14 protein-coding genes are annotated in these 14,014 nt (G+C 39.7%); 7 read left to right on the top strand and 7 right to left on the bottom strand.

The features are described from left to right. Positions 1–108 precede the first annotated feature (108 nt). Positions 109–1,641, top strand: a complete 1,533-nt coding sequence (locus tag B5X77_RS11685; RefSeq protein WP_079508162.1) for a carboxypeptidase M32 — start codon at positions 109–111, stop codon at positions 1,639–1,641. Then, a complete protein-coding gene (locus B5X77_RS11690) occupies positions 1,583–2,281 on the top strand; it encodes a TetR/AcrR family transcriptional regulator (protein ID WP_079508163.1) in 699 nt (232 codons plus the stop codon). Before B5X77_RS11685 ends, B5X77_RS11690 begins: the two co-directional genes overlap by 59 nt. Positions 2,282–2,341: 60 nt before the next feature. Here B5X77_RS11690 and B5X77_RS11695 read toward each other — a convergent pair whose 3' ends face one another. Further along, complete coding sequence (locus B5X77_RS11695; RefSeq protein ID WP_079508164.1) at positions 2,342–3,817, bottom strand: potassium/proton antiporter; 1,476 nt, start codon at positions 3,815–3,817, stop codon at positions 2,342–2,344. 12 nt (positions 3,818–3,829) lie between these two features. Beyond that, positions 3,830–4,384: a tyrosine-type recombinase/integrase gene (locus B5X77_RS11700; RefSeq protein ID WP_079508165.1), complete on the bottom strand. Its 555-nt coding sequence runs from the start codon at positions 4,382–4,384 to the stop codon at positions 3,830–3,832. 148 nt (positions 4,385–4,532) lie between these two features. Here B5X77_RS11700 and B5X77_RS11705 point away from each other — a divergent pair, with 148 nt between their 5' ends. Continuing rightward, positions 4,533–5,003 (top strand): hypothetical protein, encoded by a 471-nt coding sequence (locus tag B5X77_RS11705; RefSeq protein WP_079508166.1) that lies wholly within the window; start codon positions 4,533–4,535, stop codon positions 5,001–5,003. A 46-nt stretch (positions 5,004–5,049) separates the two neighbouring features. Here B5X77_RS11705 and B5X77_RS11710 read toward each other — a convergent pair whose 3' ends face one another. Beyond that, the gene (locus tag B5X77_RS11710) at positions 5,050–6,843 is read right to left on the bottom strand and encodes a methyl-accepting chemotaxis protein (RefSeq protein ID WP_079508167.1); all 1,794 of its coding nucleotides are present in this window, start codon (positions 6,841–6,843) and stop codon (positions 5,050–5,052) included. A 275-nt stretch (positions 6,844–7,118) separates the two neighbouring features. Here B5X77_RS11710 and B5X77_RS11715 point away from each other — a divergent pair, with 275 nt between their 5' ends. The 4 genes from B5X77_RS11715 (at position 7,119) to B5X77_RS11730 (ending at position 11,246) form a co-directional block, all read left to right on the top strand. Beyond that, positions 7,119–8,462, top strand: a complete 1,344-nt coding sequence (locus B5X77_RS11715; RefSeq protein ID WP_079508168.1) for a hemolysin family protein — start codon at positions 7,119–7,121, stop codon at positions 8,460–8,462. Positions 8,463–8,750: 288 nt separating this feature from the next. Further along, positions 8,751–9,614: a YsnF/AvaK domain-containing protein gene (locus B5X77_RS11720; protein ID WP_079508169.1), complete on the top strand. Its 864-nt coding sequence runs from the start codon at positions 8,751–8,753 to the stop codon at positions 9,612–9,614. Between the two features lie 245 nt (positions 9,615–9,859). Further along, positions 9,860–10,567 carry a GDSL-type esterase/lipase family protein gene (locus B5X77_RS11725; RefSeq protein WP_176167307.1) on the top strand — a complete coding sequence of 236 codons (708 nt, stop codon included), beginning with the start codon at positions 9,860–9,862 and terminating at the stop codon, positions 10,565–10,567. 160 nt (positions 10,568–10,727) lie between these two features. After that, a complete protein-coding gene (locus B5X77_RS11730) occupies positions 10,728–11,246 on the top strand; it encodes a M15 family metallopeptidase (RefSeq protein WP_079510215.1) in 519 nt (172 codons plus the stop codon). Positions 11,247–11,304: 58 nt separating this feature from the next. Here B5X77_RS11730 and B5X77_RS11735 read toward each other — a convergent pair whose 3' ends face one another. The 4 genes from B5X77_RS11735 to B5X77_RS23725 all read right to left on the bottom strand — a co-directional run bounded on the left by B5X77_RS11735 (position 11,305) and on the right by B5X77_RS23725 (position 13,801). Further along, positions 11,305–12,537, bottom strand: a complete 1,233-nt coding sequence (locus B5X77_RS11735) for an NAD(P)/FAD-dependent oxidoreductase (protein ID WP_079508171.1) — start codon at positions 12,535–12,537, stop codon at positions 11,305–11,307. A gap of 262 nt (positions 12,538–12,799) precedes the next feature. Then, the gene (locus tag B5X77_RS11740) at positions 12,800–13,219 is read right to left on the bottom strand and encodes a pyridoxamine 5'-phosphate oxidase family protein (protein ID WP_079508172.1); all 420 of its coding nucleotides are present in this window, start codon (positions 13,217–13,219) and stop codon (positions 12,800–12,802) included. 195 nt (positions 13,220–13,414) lie between these two features. Next, positions 13,415–13,648 (bottom strand): hypothetical protein, encoded by a 234-nt coding sequence (locus tag B5X77_RS11745; RefSeq protein ID WP_079508173.1) that lies wholly within the window; start codon positions 13,646–13,648, stop codon positions 13,415–13,417. A gap of 30 nt (positions 13,649–13,678) precedes the next feature. Continuing rightward, a complete protein-coding gene (locus B5X77_RS23725; protein WP_257391797.1) occupies positions 13,679–13,801 on the bottom strand; it encodes a hypothetical protein in 123 nt (40 codons plus the stop codon). Positions 13,802–14,014: the final 213 nt, after the last annotated feature.

The following is a 14,014-nucleotide window of genomic DNA, read 5'->3' on the forward strand; positions in this document are numbered from 1 at the left end:
TATAGAGATCTTTTAATAATTTTGTGATAATTGAAAAAATAATGCAATATAGATTATAATAAACCGACTGGATAGTTTATTAGAATGACAGAAAAAGGGGGAGAAGACATGAAACAAAAAGTATTGAATCCAACAATACTGTCTGCACTCGAGAAATTTACGGAACTGGATGAAAAGATTTCCCATTATAATAGTATTTCAGGTTTGCTTAGCTGGGACCAAAAAGTAATAGCTCCCAAAAAAGGCCGGCCGATTTTTGCAAAAGCTAGCAGTACATTAAGAACTGAAGCGTTCAAGCTGACCGTATCCGAGGAAATGGGGAAATTGTTAAGTATTCTCTCTTCTCCAAATGCTGACGAATATTTAGATGATGCAGCAAAGGCAAAGGTTCGTGAACGGCTGAAATTCTATAATCGTTCAAAAAGTATTCCAGCAGAGATGATTAAGGATTTCTCGGTGCTGACATCAAAGGCGAATGATGCCTGGGAAGAGGCAAGGGAAAATAATGACTTTGAAAAATATCTGCCTTTTCTGGAGAAAATCGTTGAGTTTAAAAGAAACGCTATTGAATTCTATGGATATGAAAATCATCCATACGATGCTCTGCTGGATGAGTATGAGCCAGGCTTGACGGTGGAAAAGCTTGATCCTTTGTTTGTTAAATTAAGACAATCCAGCACGGACTTGCTGAAACGGATACAAAATGCTTCTTACAAGCCGAATGTAGAGATTTTTGAACAATCATATTCAGTTGAAAAGCAAAAAGAGTTCAACAGGTTTATCCTTCCGCTGATCGGCTTTGACATGAATGGAGGCAGGCTGGATGAAACTGTTCATCCATTCGCACAGACGGTCAATACCGGAGATGTCCGGATAACCACAAGGTATTTAGATGATAATGTTCGCTCGGCGATTTTCGGCACGATCCATGAAGCAGGGCATGGTATATATGAGCAGAATATTGATCCGCGGTTCGAGGATTCTGTTTTGCAGGAAGGAGCTTCTTTTGGTATCCATGAATCCCAGTCACGCTTCCTTGAAAATATGGTAGGGCGCAGTGAAGAATTCTGGAAATATTTCTACCCGAAGCTGCAAGAACATTTCCCTGAGCAGCTTGAGAATGTTGGACTGGATGATTTCTACCGGGCCATCAATGCGGTTCAGCCATCCTTCATCAGGGTCGAAGCAGATGAACTGACTTATAATCTGCACATCATGGTCCGTTACGAAATTGAAAAGGCGCTTATTGCCGGTGAAATAGAAGTGAAGGATCTTCCAGCAACATGGAACTCGAAAATCCATGAATATTTAGGGATTACCCCTGCGAATGATAGCGAGGGAGTTCTTCAGGATATACACTGGTCGTTCGGCGGCTTTGGTTATTTTCCATCGTATTCATTGGGGAATCTCTATGCAGCCCAAATCCTCAACAAAATTAAAGTGGATGTCCCTGATTTTTACGAAAGCATAGAAAAAGGCGATTTTGCGGTCATACAAAAATGGTTGAGGGAGAATATCCATCAATACGGCATGTTATATACCCCAAACGAATTGATAGTAAGAGCTACCGGTGAAGAACTGAATGCCGATTATCTTGTACAATATCTTGAAGAGAAGTACAGCAAGGTATACCAGTTATAAACCAGCTGAAATAGAGGTAACGAAAATGACGCCAATTGTTTCGGAGGAGTATAAAGAAAGGAAGCGGCAAGAAATTTTGCGAAGTGCCCATGCTTGTTTTGCAAGGAAGGGATTTGAAGCAGCAACTGTAAATGACATTGTCGCTCATTCGGGCCTAAGCAAAGGGGCGATCTACAATTACTTCAAAAGCAAGGATGAAATATACCTGGCTTTGATGGATGTCCAGACCAAAGAGTCAGGTACAAAGTTCGCTAACGCCATCTCCAAACGGCGGACGGCTTTGGAGAAGCTTGACTTTCTGATTGATGCCTATTTAAATAATGACCCGGAAGATGCAGAGAACAAGGACCAGGCTCTTGTCCATTATGAGTTCAGACTTTATTCAACAAGAAACCCAGAGTTAAAAAAGACACTGACTGAAAGATATAAAGATTTCTTTGTTTCATTGTTAACCGGAATCATTAAGGAAGGGCAGGATACAGGAGAATTTAATATTCATTTGGATCCAGTCACTTACGCGGATATTTTTTGGGCGATGGTGAATGGTGTCACACTGCAGGCGACAATCCTTGATGAATATAAATATAAAAATACGTTAAAAGAAATGCGGGAAATGTTCGTCGAAAAATTGAGAGCATAATTTAAAAAACCAGTGGAGTAAATCCCACTGGTTTTTCATTTAACTCAAGAGTTTTCAGGACTAATGGGATTTTTCTTTTAAAAGTTTTTTCAGCTGGGATTTATTTTTCCTGGCAGACAAAATGTAAAGAAAATCACCTGCCAAGATTGCTGTATTCCCAGTAGGAGCGGTCAGTTTGCCATCTCGGATAATCGCATTCACCAGTGTCCCTTCTGGAAAGGGAATTTCCATCAAGGTTTTGCCGACGATGGCACTATCACTTTCCATCTCATATTCAATCATTTCAGCATCGGCTTTTCCGAGCGAAACTAATTCGAGTGACTGCATTGGTGTAGTTTTCTTGGGTCCATTTAATCCAAGCTTATCTGCTAACTTGGGAATGGTGGCACCCTGAATAAGGGCGCTTGTCAATACGACGAAGAAAACAACATTGAACATCTGATGGCTGTCCTCAATTCCGGCTAGTAACGGGAAGGTGGCCAGAATGATAGGAACTGCTCCCTTCAGTCCAGCCCATGAAAGGAAAACTCGCTCTTTTTGCGAGAAATTCATTTTTATTGTCGAGATAAATACCGCTACAGGTCTAGCAACAAGCATCAGGATTACTGAAATAAGAAGACCCTGTATTAAAATATCCAGAGTGAATAATTCAGTAGGAAATACAAGGAGTCCAAGGATGACAAACATTAGGATTTGCATCATCCAGGCGAACCCTTCTGAAAAACGGAAAATAGAGTGGCGGTAAGCAATCTCCGCATTTCCGACTATGATGGCGGCGATGTATACAGCCAATAGGCCGCTACCATTTAAAAACGCTGTCAGTCCATAGGTCAGCAGGGCAAAGGCTGTTGCAAAAACTGGATACAACCCGCTGGAATCAAGGTTGATGGCGTTAAGGGCTTTTACAGCGATTCTTCCAAAAATAATTCCAAGAATCAGGCCCAGTCCCATCTGCAAGAAAAAGTCCCCGATCAATTTTAAGATACTTGCATCAGGTATGGTAATGAGTTCAATCATTGCTACTGTTAAAAACACAGCCATCGGATCATTAGACCCAGATTCGGCTTCAAGAGTTAAACCTAGTTTTGGAGAAACATTGTGATCTTTTAGGACTGCAAAAACAGCTGCGGCGTCTGTCGATCCAACGATCGCGCCAAATAATATTGCTTCCAGCCAATCAAGCCCCAAAATCATTTTCGCAGCTATTGCCACGATTCCCGAGGTGATTAATACACCAACGGTTGCAAGTGATAAAGAAGGTGCGATTACTGGCCTAACGTCTTTCCAATTTGTTTGCAGTCCGCCTTCAAATAGTATAATGACGAGAGCAATGACACCGATTTTTTGCGTCAGTGCTGCATTATCAAAATAGATAATGCCGAGGACATCACTTCCCATGACCATCCCTACCATGATAAAGAAAATAAGCGATGGAACACCGAGCCTGGTCGAAAATCGTGTGGTCAATACTCCGACAATGAATAAGAAAGCCAAAAATAAGATGAAGGAATCTGTATTTAGAACACTTTCATTCAATGAAAAACCCCCTTATAAGTTAATATTAATTGTAACGGTTACTGGGTTCTGGTCTAACCCGATGAAATGCATCGTTTCGGATGGAGATGAATGCTGAAGTCTTTTCTGGATTAGAGAAATGGCAACACCCTGTGAATAGGCATGATAACCAAAGGTTTTCCTGAGTGTAGTCATTCCAACAGGTTCCATGACCCCGGCTTCTTTTGCAGCAGCATTGATGATTCGGTAAGCTTGTTGTCTTGTTATAGGTTCAGCTGTTTTCCTTGATCTAAAAAGATAATCTGTCCTAATCAAGGTATTTTCATTTAAGTATCTTTTAAGAACCTTCCTTATTAAGGCATTTAAATAGATAGGGGGATTGCTGTAATGAGGTATTGAAAGGAATTCTGCTATTTTTCCTTCTTCGTTGCAGACATCATGAACACGGAGGCTCAATAATTCTTGAAGCTTAATGCCAGTATTGATTCCCAGCAAAAAAAGACAATAATCCCTGGTGGAATGTGCCTCTAGATATCTCTTCATTTCTTCAATTTGATTTTTGGACTTAATGGGGCTTACCGCTTGCATTTTTATACCTCCTTATGTGACTTAATTATACCCAATTTTAGGTTTTTGTAACATACATTAACTATAGAAAGGATATTTTTTGTGAACCCTTTGCCGAATGTTATAATGAACAGAATCATAAAAATTTGTAATTAACCTGGAGGCAACAATGCTGACTTTTGAGCAAAAACTATCGATCATTGAATCTTTTCCGGAGCTGGAGCGGAAAAATGTTTCTTTAAGCCGTATTAACTTTCATTTTGAAGGTAGCATTTATGACAAAAAAAATGTTGTATATCACTTACACCCAAATGGGAATGGGTTTGTCTATGCGGAATTTTTAGAAGGATATGACTTGGATTCGAAAGGGATGGTGAATATTCGCGATTTTACTGCGGAAGAGCTTAAGTCGATCATTAAACTTTCGATTGAGTCCCTTTCACCTAACAGTACCATTCAATCAGCCATCATAGAGGACAATGATGAAGAGCGCTGGATCAATACTGAAAACCACACATTGATCCTTGTACATGAAGATGATATGTGGAATGTGTATGCTGGCCTGAATCTGGATGGTACATTTCTTTCTTACAATGAAGCTAAACAATATTTGGAAGAAGAAGGATTCAGGAAGAGATAAAAAAGGATGCCCATGGGCATCCTTTTTTATATTAATTAATTATTTTTTATAATTTGAAATTGCCGGTAAGCTTCTCAAGTTCCAATGCCGTCTGCTGGAGGATCTTTGTGGTATCATTCACGTTTTCTGCGATTCGCAGCTGTTCCTGCGTTGATAGGTCTGTCTGGCTTGTCCCTGCAGCAATTTGTTGAGATGCATGTGACACTGTATCAAGTGAGTTTGTGATTTGTTCGATTGCGATGACCTGCTGTTCAATGGCAGTAGCGATGTTACTTGAGTTATCCTCAATCTCCAATGTTGTTTCATATATCTCTGTCAGTGTATTCCTGGCATTAAGTGAGAGGTCCTTATTGTACTGTACAGCTTCTCTCGTCTTGGCAATGTAGTCTACTGCATTACGGGTATTCTGTACATTTTCATTAACAATGGAAATAATCGTTGAAGCTGATTTTGCGCTTTCCTCAGCAAGCTTCCTGACTTCATTTGCAACAACTGCAAAGCCTTTTCCATGCTCACCGGCCCTTGCCGCTTCTATGGCTGCATTTAATGCTAATAGGTTTGTCTGATCAGAAATGGTGTTTATAATGTTGACAAACTGGGTGATTTTGTCAGATTGTTTTTCCAATACTGTGATGATATTAGCTAGATGGTTCGTATTCTCATCTACTGCTTCAAGCCCAGCGAGCATTTCATCAATTCTCTCCGTTCCTTCTTTTGAAGTAACAGTTGAATTTTTTGCGATAAAGCTTGCCTGTTGTGCGGAAGCATTGATTTCCTCAATTCCTGCATTGATTTCTTCCAATGTTGCCTGCATTTCTTCAATATTCGCGTTCTGTTCTTGTGTACTGGCTGCTGCCTGCTGATTGGCGGCTGTCAGTTCCCTGATCGCCTCAACAGAACTTGATGCTACCTTGGATAAACCAACTGTTTCACTTGATACTTCTCTAGTACTGGTCTGGACTTGAGAAACCAAATTCCTCAATGACATGGTCATTGCATTGATGCTTTCAGCGAGTGACCCGATTTCATCTTTTGATTTTACCTTTATATCTTCTTGGGACAAATCACCATTGGCGATGTTAGCGGTTAACTCTTGTATTTTATTCAATGGTTTAATCAATCTCGAAACTAAGTAATACATTGCCGTACCTGACAGGATTAGGATGATCAATGACAGTATCCAAATACCTGCAACTTCAGCATTGATTTTCTTATTTACCTGCGAAACGTCAAACTCGACTCCATAAAGGGCAATTGTTTTTCCGCCCATATCGGTGATAGGTGCAAATCCAGTCATTTTAACGCCAGTATCCGACCTATATATTTCGGTAGTGGTTCTTTTGCTTTCATTAAGGGCTTCTAAAGCTGCACGGTCAAAAGCTTTACCGCCAGAATATTGTGAACCATATGTCAGCTTATCCGTCATCATGGCAGAACTCATAGTTGGGATGATAAATTTATCTCCATCTAATGTAATTAAATAAAGATTATGTATTAATGGGTTTTCTTTAAGAATTTCATCCATCTGTTTTTGCAGTGAGGTTACACCTGGATTGTTTTTAGATGGATTGTTAATAATGGTTTTCGCTTTTCCGACCGAAATCTGGTCAGATAATAAGCTCGAAATTGTAGTAAGTTCAGCTTCCATGGAATCAAAATTGCTGGACTTTATCGTATGCTGGGCATAAAACGATGTTGCCAGTGCAAGGACAAGGATAGAAATGATGCTCAAGGATACGATCTTCAGTTTTAAACTCATATTTGTGGTACTTAACTTTTTTCCTGTTCTTTTCTTTGTCACTGCTTTGTCGACAGTGTTCTTTCTCTTTTTAAAACGCATTTTTCCACTCCCTCAAATCATCGTAGACGAAAATATCGTTATTGTTATTTTCGGCAAATTTAAAAATTTGTTAAGAAAAAAGTACTATTTAGATATTCCTTTTGTTAGAAACGCCATAAAGATGAAGAGTTATTTAATGCTGATATAATATGCGCAATTTACGAATAATAAAAATGGATTGATTCGCATTTTTGACAAAAAATGCGTTAGCTGTTCATTGTACGGGTATAACTAAAAAATGATTTAATCTGACAGTGAAGTTTTTAAGGAGGTGAATGCCTTACATATGTAAGGCTTATCCATTGATCATCACCAACTTGCTTTTAGTTGTTTTATTAATCGCAATAACCGGCTTTTTCGTCGCTACTGAATTTGCAATTGTCAAGGTTAGGACATCAAGAATTGATCAGCTAATTGCTGAAGGAAGGAAAGGGGCACAATCAGCCAAACACGTGGTCACACATCTCGATGAATATCTTTCCGCCTGTCAGCTGGGCATTACCATTACAGCTCTTGGTCTAGGATGGCTGGGGGAACCGACTGTGGAAGATTTGCTCCATCCAGTATTTTCAAGCTTGCATTTAAATGAGTCATTATCTGGCATATTATCGTTCGCTATTGCATTTGCTTCCATTACTTTTTTGCATGTGGTAATTGGAGAACTTGCCCCTAAAACCGTTGCAATCCAAAAAGCAGAAGCAATAACCCTGGCATTTTCCAGGCCGATCATCTGGTTTTATAAAATTATGTACCCCTTCATTTGGGTTTTGAATGGTTCGGCGCGATTACTGGTCGGACTGTTCGGGCTAAAATCAGCATCTGAACATGAAATCGCCCATTCAGAGGAAGAACTTCGTATCCTATTATCAGAGAGTTATGAAAGCGGAGAAATTAATCAGAATGAATTGAACTATGTGAACAATATTTTTGAATTTGATGAACGGATCGCAAAGGAAATCATGGTTCCCAGAACTGAGATTGTTACCTTCGATATTTCTGATGATATTGAAACGATTATTGATGTCATCCAGCAAGAGAAATACACAAGGTATCCGGTTATTGATGGCGAAAAAGATAATGTAGCAGGAATGATCAACATCAAGGAAATACTCACTGCTAAACTGACACAAAAAGAACTTCAGAAGGAAGCGATTTTATCTTCATTTATAAAGCCTGTCATAAGAGTGATTGAGACGATTCCCATACATGATTTGCTCGTCAAGATGCAGAAAGAGCGCATTCATATGGCAATCCTGATTGATGAGTATGGCGGAACATCCGGCCTTGTGACGGTTGAAGATATCCTCGAGGAAATTGTCGGAGATATCCGTGACGAATTTGATATCGACGAAATCGCCGAAGTAAGGAAGGTAAAAGAGAACCACTATCTTTTCAGTTCAAGAGTATTGATCGATGAGGTAAATGACCTGCTTGGCATCCATATATCTGAGGAAGATGTTGATACTATTGGCGGCTGGGTGATGACAAAAAATATTGATGCCAAAATAGGAGATGTAATTGAAGAGGAGGGCTATCTCTTTAAAATTATTGAAATTGATGAATACCATATTGCTTATTTAGAGGTAATAAAAATTGAGGAAGGTGTAAAGCCGGTGTAAATCAGCTTCAGACTGTAGAAAAACTCGATGAAAATCGTGTTTGTCTACAGTCCTTTTTTTGGTTCTTACTGGAATCCGGCTGTAGATCCCCTTTCAGGCACTTTCCTTTCCGCGGGGCCGGCGTTCGGCTTCATCTTCGCCGCTCGCGCATGCGGTGTCTTATTTGTCCGTCTTTTCATGGTGGCTAATATTGGTATGCCGTGAAAAGTTTGAGTGGTTGTCCATTCCGGGTATGAATACACTACCGGTGCAGCCGGGTGAATCTTACTTGAATTGGAGGAATGTAAAATGGCTAAAAAAGTAGTTGGAGTATACGATAATCAAACAGAACTAATTGAAGCGATTGAAGAGTATAAAAACAAGGGCTATGCTGTTCAGGATTTCTCGATCATTGGTGATACGAATGACATCTCAAGTGCACTGGAAAGCAGGACAGGTGTAACGACTGAAACGATTGGAACAGATAGGGATGATCATAAAGAAGGCGGCTTCTGGCAAAGCCTGATGACGACATTCGATGCAGACCGAAACCTTGGAGGCAATGAACCATCTATTTCCGACCGTCTTGTCAGTGTAGGACTGACTGATGACGCAGCAAGGGAATATGAAGAGGATGTAAGAGCTGGCCGTATTATTCTTCTGGCAGAAACAACAGCCTCAGGTCTTAATGTTGAAGATACAGGCTATATTACTGACACATCAGTAACAGGAAATTATACGGATACAGATGAACGAACACTTAGATTAAGAGAAGAACAACTGGATGTTTCCAAGGAACGCTTCCAGGCAGGTGAAGTTGAAATTCATAAAGAAGTAGTTGAAGACCAGCAGAAGGTCAACATTCCGGTAACCCGTGAGGAAGTGTATATTGAAAGACGGGATGTGAATGAGGCGGCTTCTGGCACTGACGCTACAATTGATGATGGTGAAACAATCCGTGTGCCAATCATGGAAGAAAAAGTAGAGGTCACGAAGAAACCTGTTGTTTCTGAAGAAATTGTCATCGGCAAGCGAGAAGTCACCGATACTGAACAGGTCGTAGAAAGTGTCAAGCGTGAGGAGGCTTACCTTGAGGCAGATGACGACCGGGTCGTTGATGGGGATCTCGAACGCAGAAATCTGACAGATCGTGATGGATATAAAGATCGATAAAAGGATAAAAAGAAAAGACGCCAGAAAGGCGTCTTTTCTGCGTATTGAGGCGACTGACTGCACGCCACATCGTGCATTTCCATGAAGGAGTGTCTGTCGGCTTACACAATTCAGCTCATCGCTTGATTAATATAGCATTTTACAGCTTGGTTAGCAAGTGGAATTTTTATGCAGGACTCATCATGTTTCAGGAACTGTGATAAAGGGGTATGAAAAAATCAATACAAACAGAGAAGGGATACATCATGAAAAAAAATAAGATTTTTTTATCACTAGCTGCTGTAGCCGTATTGCTGGCTGTCGTCAGCATTTATGGAAATACAAAGGAAAGAGACGAAGAGAGACTTGTAATCGCATTCGGCGATTCACTTACGTATGGGTACGGGGATGAAAAAGGTTCTGGATATATAGATACTCTCAAAACAAGACTGAACAGCCATAACAAAGAAAAATACAATTTTGACAATGAAGCTATTTATGGTCTGGAATCATCGGGAATTCTTACCCAACTGTCAAATGTCGAAGAGAGAGTTAAAATCGATGAAGCGGATTATTTCATTCTATTTATCGGGACGAACGATTTAATCAACAGCAATGGCGGGAATCTGAATAACCTAAAGCTTGAAAAAATCGCCAAGGGTAAAGAAGACTATTTAAAAAACTTAAATTCCATTATCAAAACACTGACAAATAAAAATAAGCAGGCTCCAATCCTTTTGCTGGGACTTTATAACCCTTATCCAGACAGCAAAGCCATTGAGGTTGTGATTGATGAATGGAATAATGATATCAATAAGATTATTAAAGATGAAGAACGAATTGTTTACATCCCGACCAATGATTTGTTTAAAGGTAAAAATAAGAAACAATACTTCAGTGACTCGCTCCATCTTAATGATAAAGGTTACAAGCTAGTCACTGACCGCATTATAGAAAAGTACCAATTTGAATAGGACAGGCTGCCTGGCAGAGTAACTAGCCAGGTTTTTGTTTTTCACCTAACATGAAACCTATAGAGGAGTTCATTCGTAATATAATAGATTAAAAACTGAAAGGATTTTTACCGTGAAAAAAAGGCTTGTTGGGAATGCATTCGTCACTTTTTTGCTGGTTATGGCGGCGCTCCTGTTATACTATCAGTTCCTTACCAGGCCTGAGATCAATGAAGAGGTTCCCTTGCCAGCAGACCTCCATCCGGTTGTTAGGCAGAATCAGGAAGTATTAATTCAAAAAGCTGCTGATAAAGGGATCAGAGTGATAGTAACAGATGGTTTCAGAAGTTTTCAGGAACAGAATTCATTATATGAAAAGGGAAGGTCTGCAGAAGGCCAAATTGTGACCCACGCAAAAGGCGGGGATTCGTATCATAACTTTGGCCTGGCAATAGATTTTGCTTTATTGGATAATCAAGGGAACGCCTTATGGGATACCGGCTATGATGGTAATGGGAATGGTAAATCCGATTGGATGGAGGTGGTTTCCATTGCAAAGGACCTTGGGTTTCAATGGGGCGGAGACTGGAAACACTTTAAGGATTATCCGCATTTAGAAATGCGATTTGGATTGTCGATTGATGATCTGAAACGGGGAAAACGTCCTTCGGAAGACTCACTGTCGGCCTCAAGAAATTAACAAAAGCATCGGATGCAGCAGGCTCCGATGCTTTGTTTATGTTTCGTATGCAAACCTTTTATTTCTGATTTGAAAAAACGGAAACCTCCGAAGAAGGTTTGCTGATTTTAAGGAACTGCTTCATAACTAGTCCAGGTCCACCGAGCACAAAGAGATAGCGAGCTTCAATTACCTGTTTCATTAAGGCAGCAAAGGAACCGCTGATTTTCATGCCGAAAACTTTTCCGACGGCAGCCTTGTTCCCTATGGAAGCCACAGTACCTTTATGGTGGTACACAAAGGATTTAAGCTTTTCATTTCTCAGAGTGGCAATAATATTTGGTCCGCACAGCTCTGCCTGCTGTATGGCGACCTGCGCAGTCGGAGGAAGGGGGTTTTTATCATCCTTCATGAATAGCGCTGCATCCCCGATACAGAAAACATTTTCAACACCTTTAACCCGCAAATATTCATCAACCTCAATGCGGCCTCTTGTCATAGGCAAGTCCAGTTTTTCAAGGAGGGTATTCCCACGGACACCGCCTGACCAAATCAATGTTCTTGACGGAAGCACCTCACCACTTTCCAATTCAATGGATGTTGGAGAACATTCAAGGATCTTAGCAGAGGTCATTAACTCAACACCACTCTCCTTTAAATAATTCGTTGTGAAATCAATCGCTTCCTGGTCAAAGCCTGGAAGCACGGTGGGTGAGGCTTCAATGTTGATAATTCTGGTTTCAGAAACAGGAATATCATATTTTCGGCAAAGTTTTGGCAATGCTTCAACAAGTTCGCCAATCATTTCAATACCTGTAAATCCTGCTCCAGCAACAGCAAAGGTAAGCCTGGAAGGATCAGAGTCTTCCTTGTAAGCAGCCATTTGTCTAAGAATATGATTGAAGATGGACTTGGTGCTTCGGAAACTTCGGATTTTAAAAGCATTCTCTTCTATTCCCGGGATTCCAAAAGTAGCAACGTCAAATCCCAGTGAGATCAATAAGTAGTCATAATCAATTTTATCGCCGGAATCCAGAAGGACTCTCTTTTCATTGAAATCAACATCTTGTACAGTAGCTTTTTTAAACTGTATTTTATTTGTTTTAAGCAAGTCTGGGATGTGTAAGGTGATTTTATCATCTGATGCAGTTCCTGCGCCTGTTTTATGCAATTGGGTAGATATATAATGATAATCGTGTTTATTGATTAAAGTTACTTCAGCTTCGCCGTTCTTTAATGTTTTTTCAAGTTGTCGGCTTGTAATGAGGCCGCCGTATCCAGCACCTAAAATGACTATTTTTGGGGTATGCATGTTATTTCCTTCTTTCTGGCTGTTATTGTGAAAAAATTCACATGTGACATTAAAAAAATAAAAACCTGAATAAGTTTCATGTATGAAAAGATTTGTGAATAATTTCACATAATTTATATTAATAGATTACAATATTACTATGTTTGTATCAAGGCATAAAAGCGTTTATTTTCAACAAAAGATTGACAAAAATGTAACAGGCTTACGTAGTTATCTTATGCAAAAAAGGCGGAGAGGGGATATCAACCCTCTCCGCCAGATTCTATAAATTCAATATTTCAGGCTCGCCATTATCATTCATCAATCTGATTGTATCGGGCTTTATCTCTAATATAATGAAATCAGGATCACTTGGACTGTCAATCCATTTTTTCATTCGTTCGTTCCAAAACTTATCCTTTAAGCTTTGCTCTTCATGAATCGATGCCTTGCCCTGAACTTCAATATAAGCATCACCGAATCCATCACCTTCATACCCAAGCAGAATATGGACATTAGGATTCTTTTCAATTTCTTCAGCTTTATACGTTTCTTTGCTTGTCGGGGTATACATTGTCAAATCCTCATGAAAAAAAGTCATATAACGGGTGTGTGGTTTGTTATCGACTACTGTGGCTAGTGTTCCTACCTTTGATTCACTTAAAACCTGGGTGATTTTTTTCGTTAAACCATGCTTGTCCATTTTGTTTCCTCCTTTTTGTTCCTGTATTTACTATTCTCTTTAATAGACGAGATAAACCAAAAAACCCTGGATATCCAGGGCTTTTTTTAAAGGATTAAAAGTTTGAATTTTTACTTATGACTACATTCCGCAGAATGAAGTCAGGCACGACTTCGCCGGTCTGCATTTGAGGCTTACTAATGCGCTGCACTTTTCTTATAATTCATTATCAATGTCAACATTGTATTTCTTTTCACTAGAGGAAGAATCCTTTGAATGATGTCCATCCTTTTCCTCTTTTTTTTCCTGGTTAAGATCTTCCATCGGAATGGTATCTACTGTCAATTCACTTTTGAATTTATCATGAAGACTTTTCGTCCGGGTTTCATACTGTTCTGGATTGTCCATGTTTTGAGTATTATCAACTGGAATGGGTTTTTTATCTTCCATAGTGTTCACCTCCCGATCATTTAAAATTGCTTATTTTTTAGTCTCCGACTCTTCCTGAGGCTTCACAGGATCCCGTTGAGGCTCAATATCCTTATTATGAGCTTGTTTATTCTCCTGTTCTGGTGAACCATCATTATGCTTTTTTTCTGTCATGTTAAAACCTCCTTATCTTTGTCGTTACAATAAAAATACCCTCTTACATGAAATTAAAACAAACCCCCAAAGCGCTATAATACTGAGTCGCTTTGAAAAAATCATAGGTGTAAAGGCTGCACCCCTGCATTGTCTGAATAGAAGTCGTAAGTTGTCTCGGGTAAAAGCAGTGCTCAGATCAGATCACCCAATATTTTATAGCTTTTACACTCA

Source organism: Mesobacillus jeotgali (genome assembly GCF_900166585.1).
Classification (GTDB): Bacteria; Bacillota; Bacilli; order Bacillales; family Cytobacillaceae; genus Mesobacillus; species Mesobacillus jeotgali_A.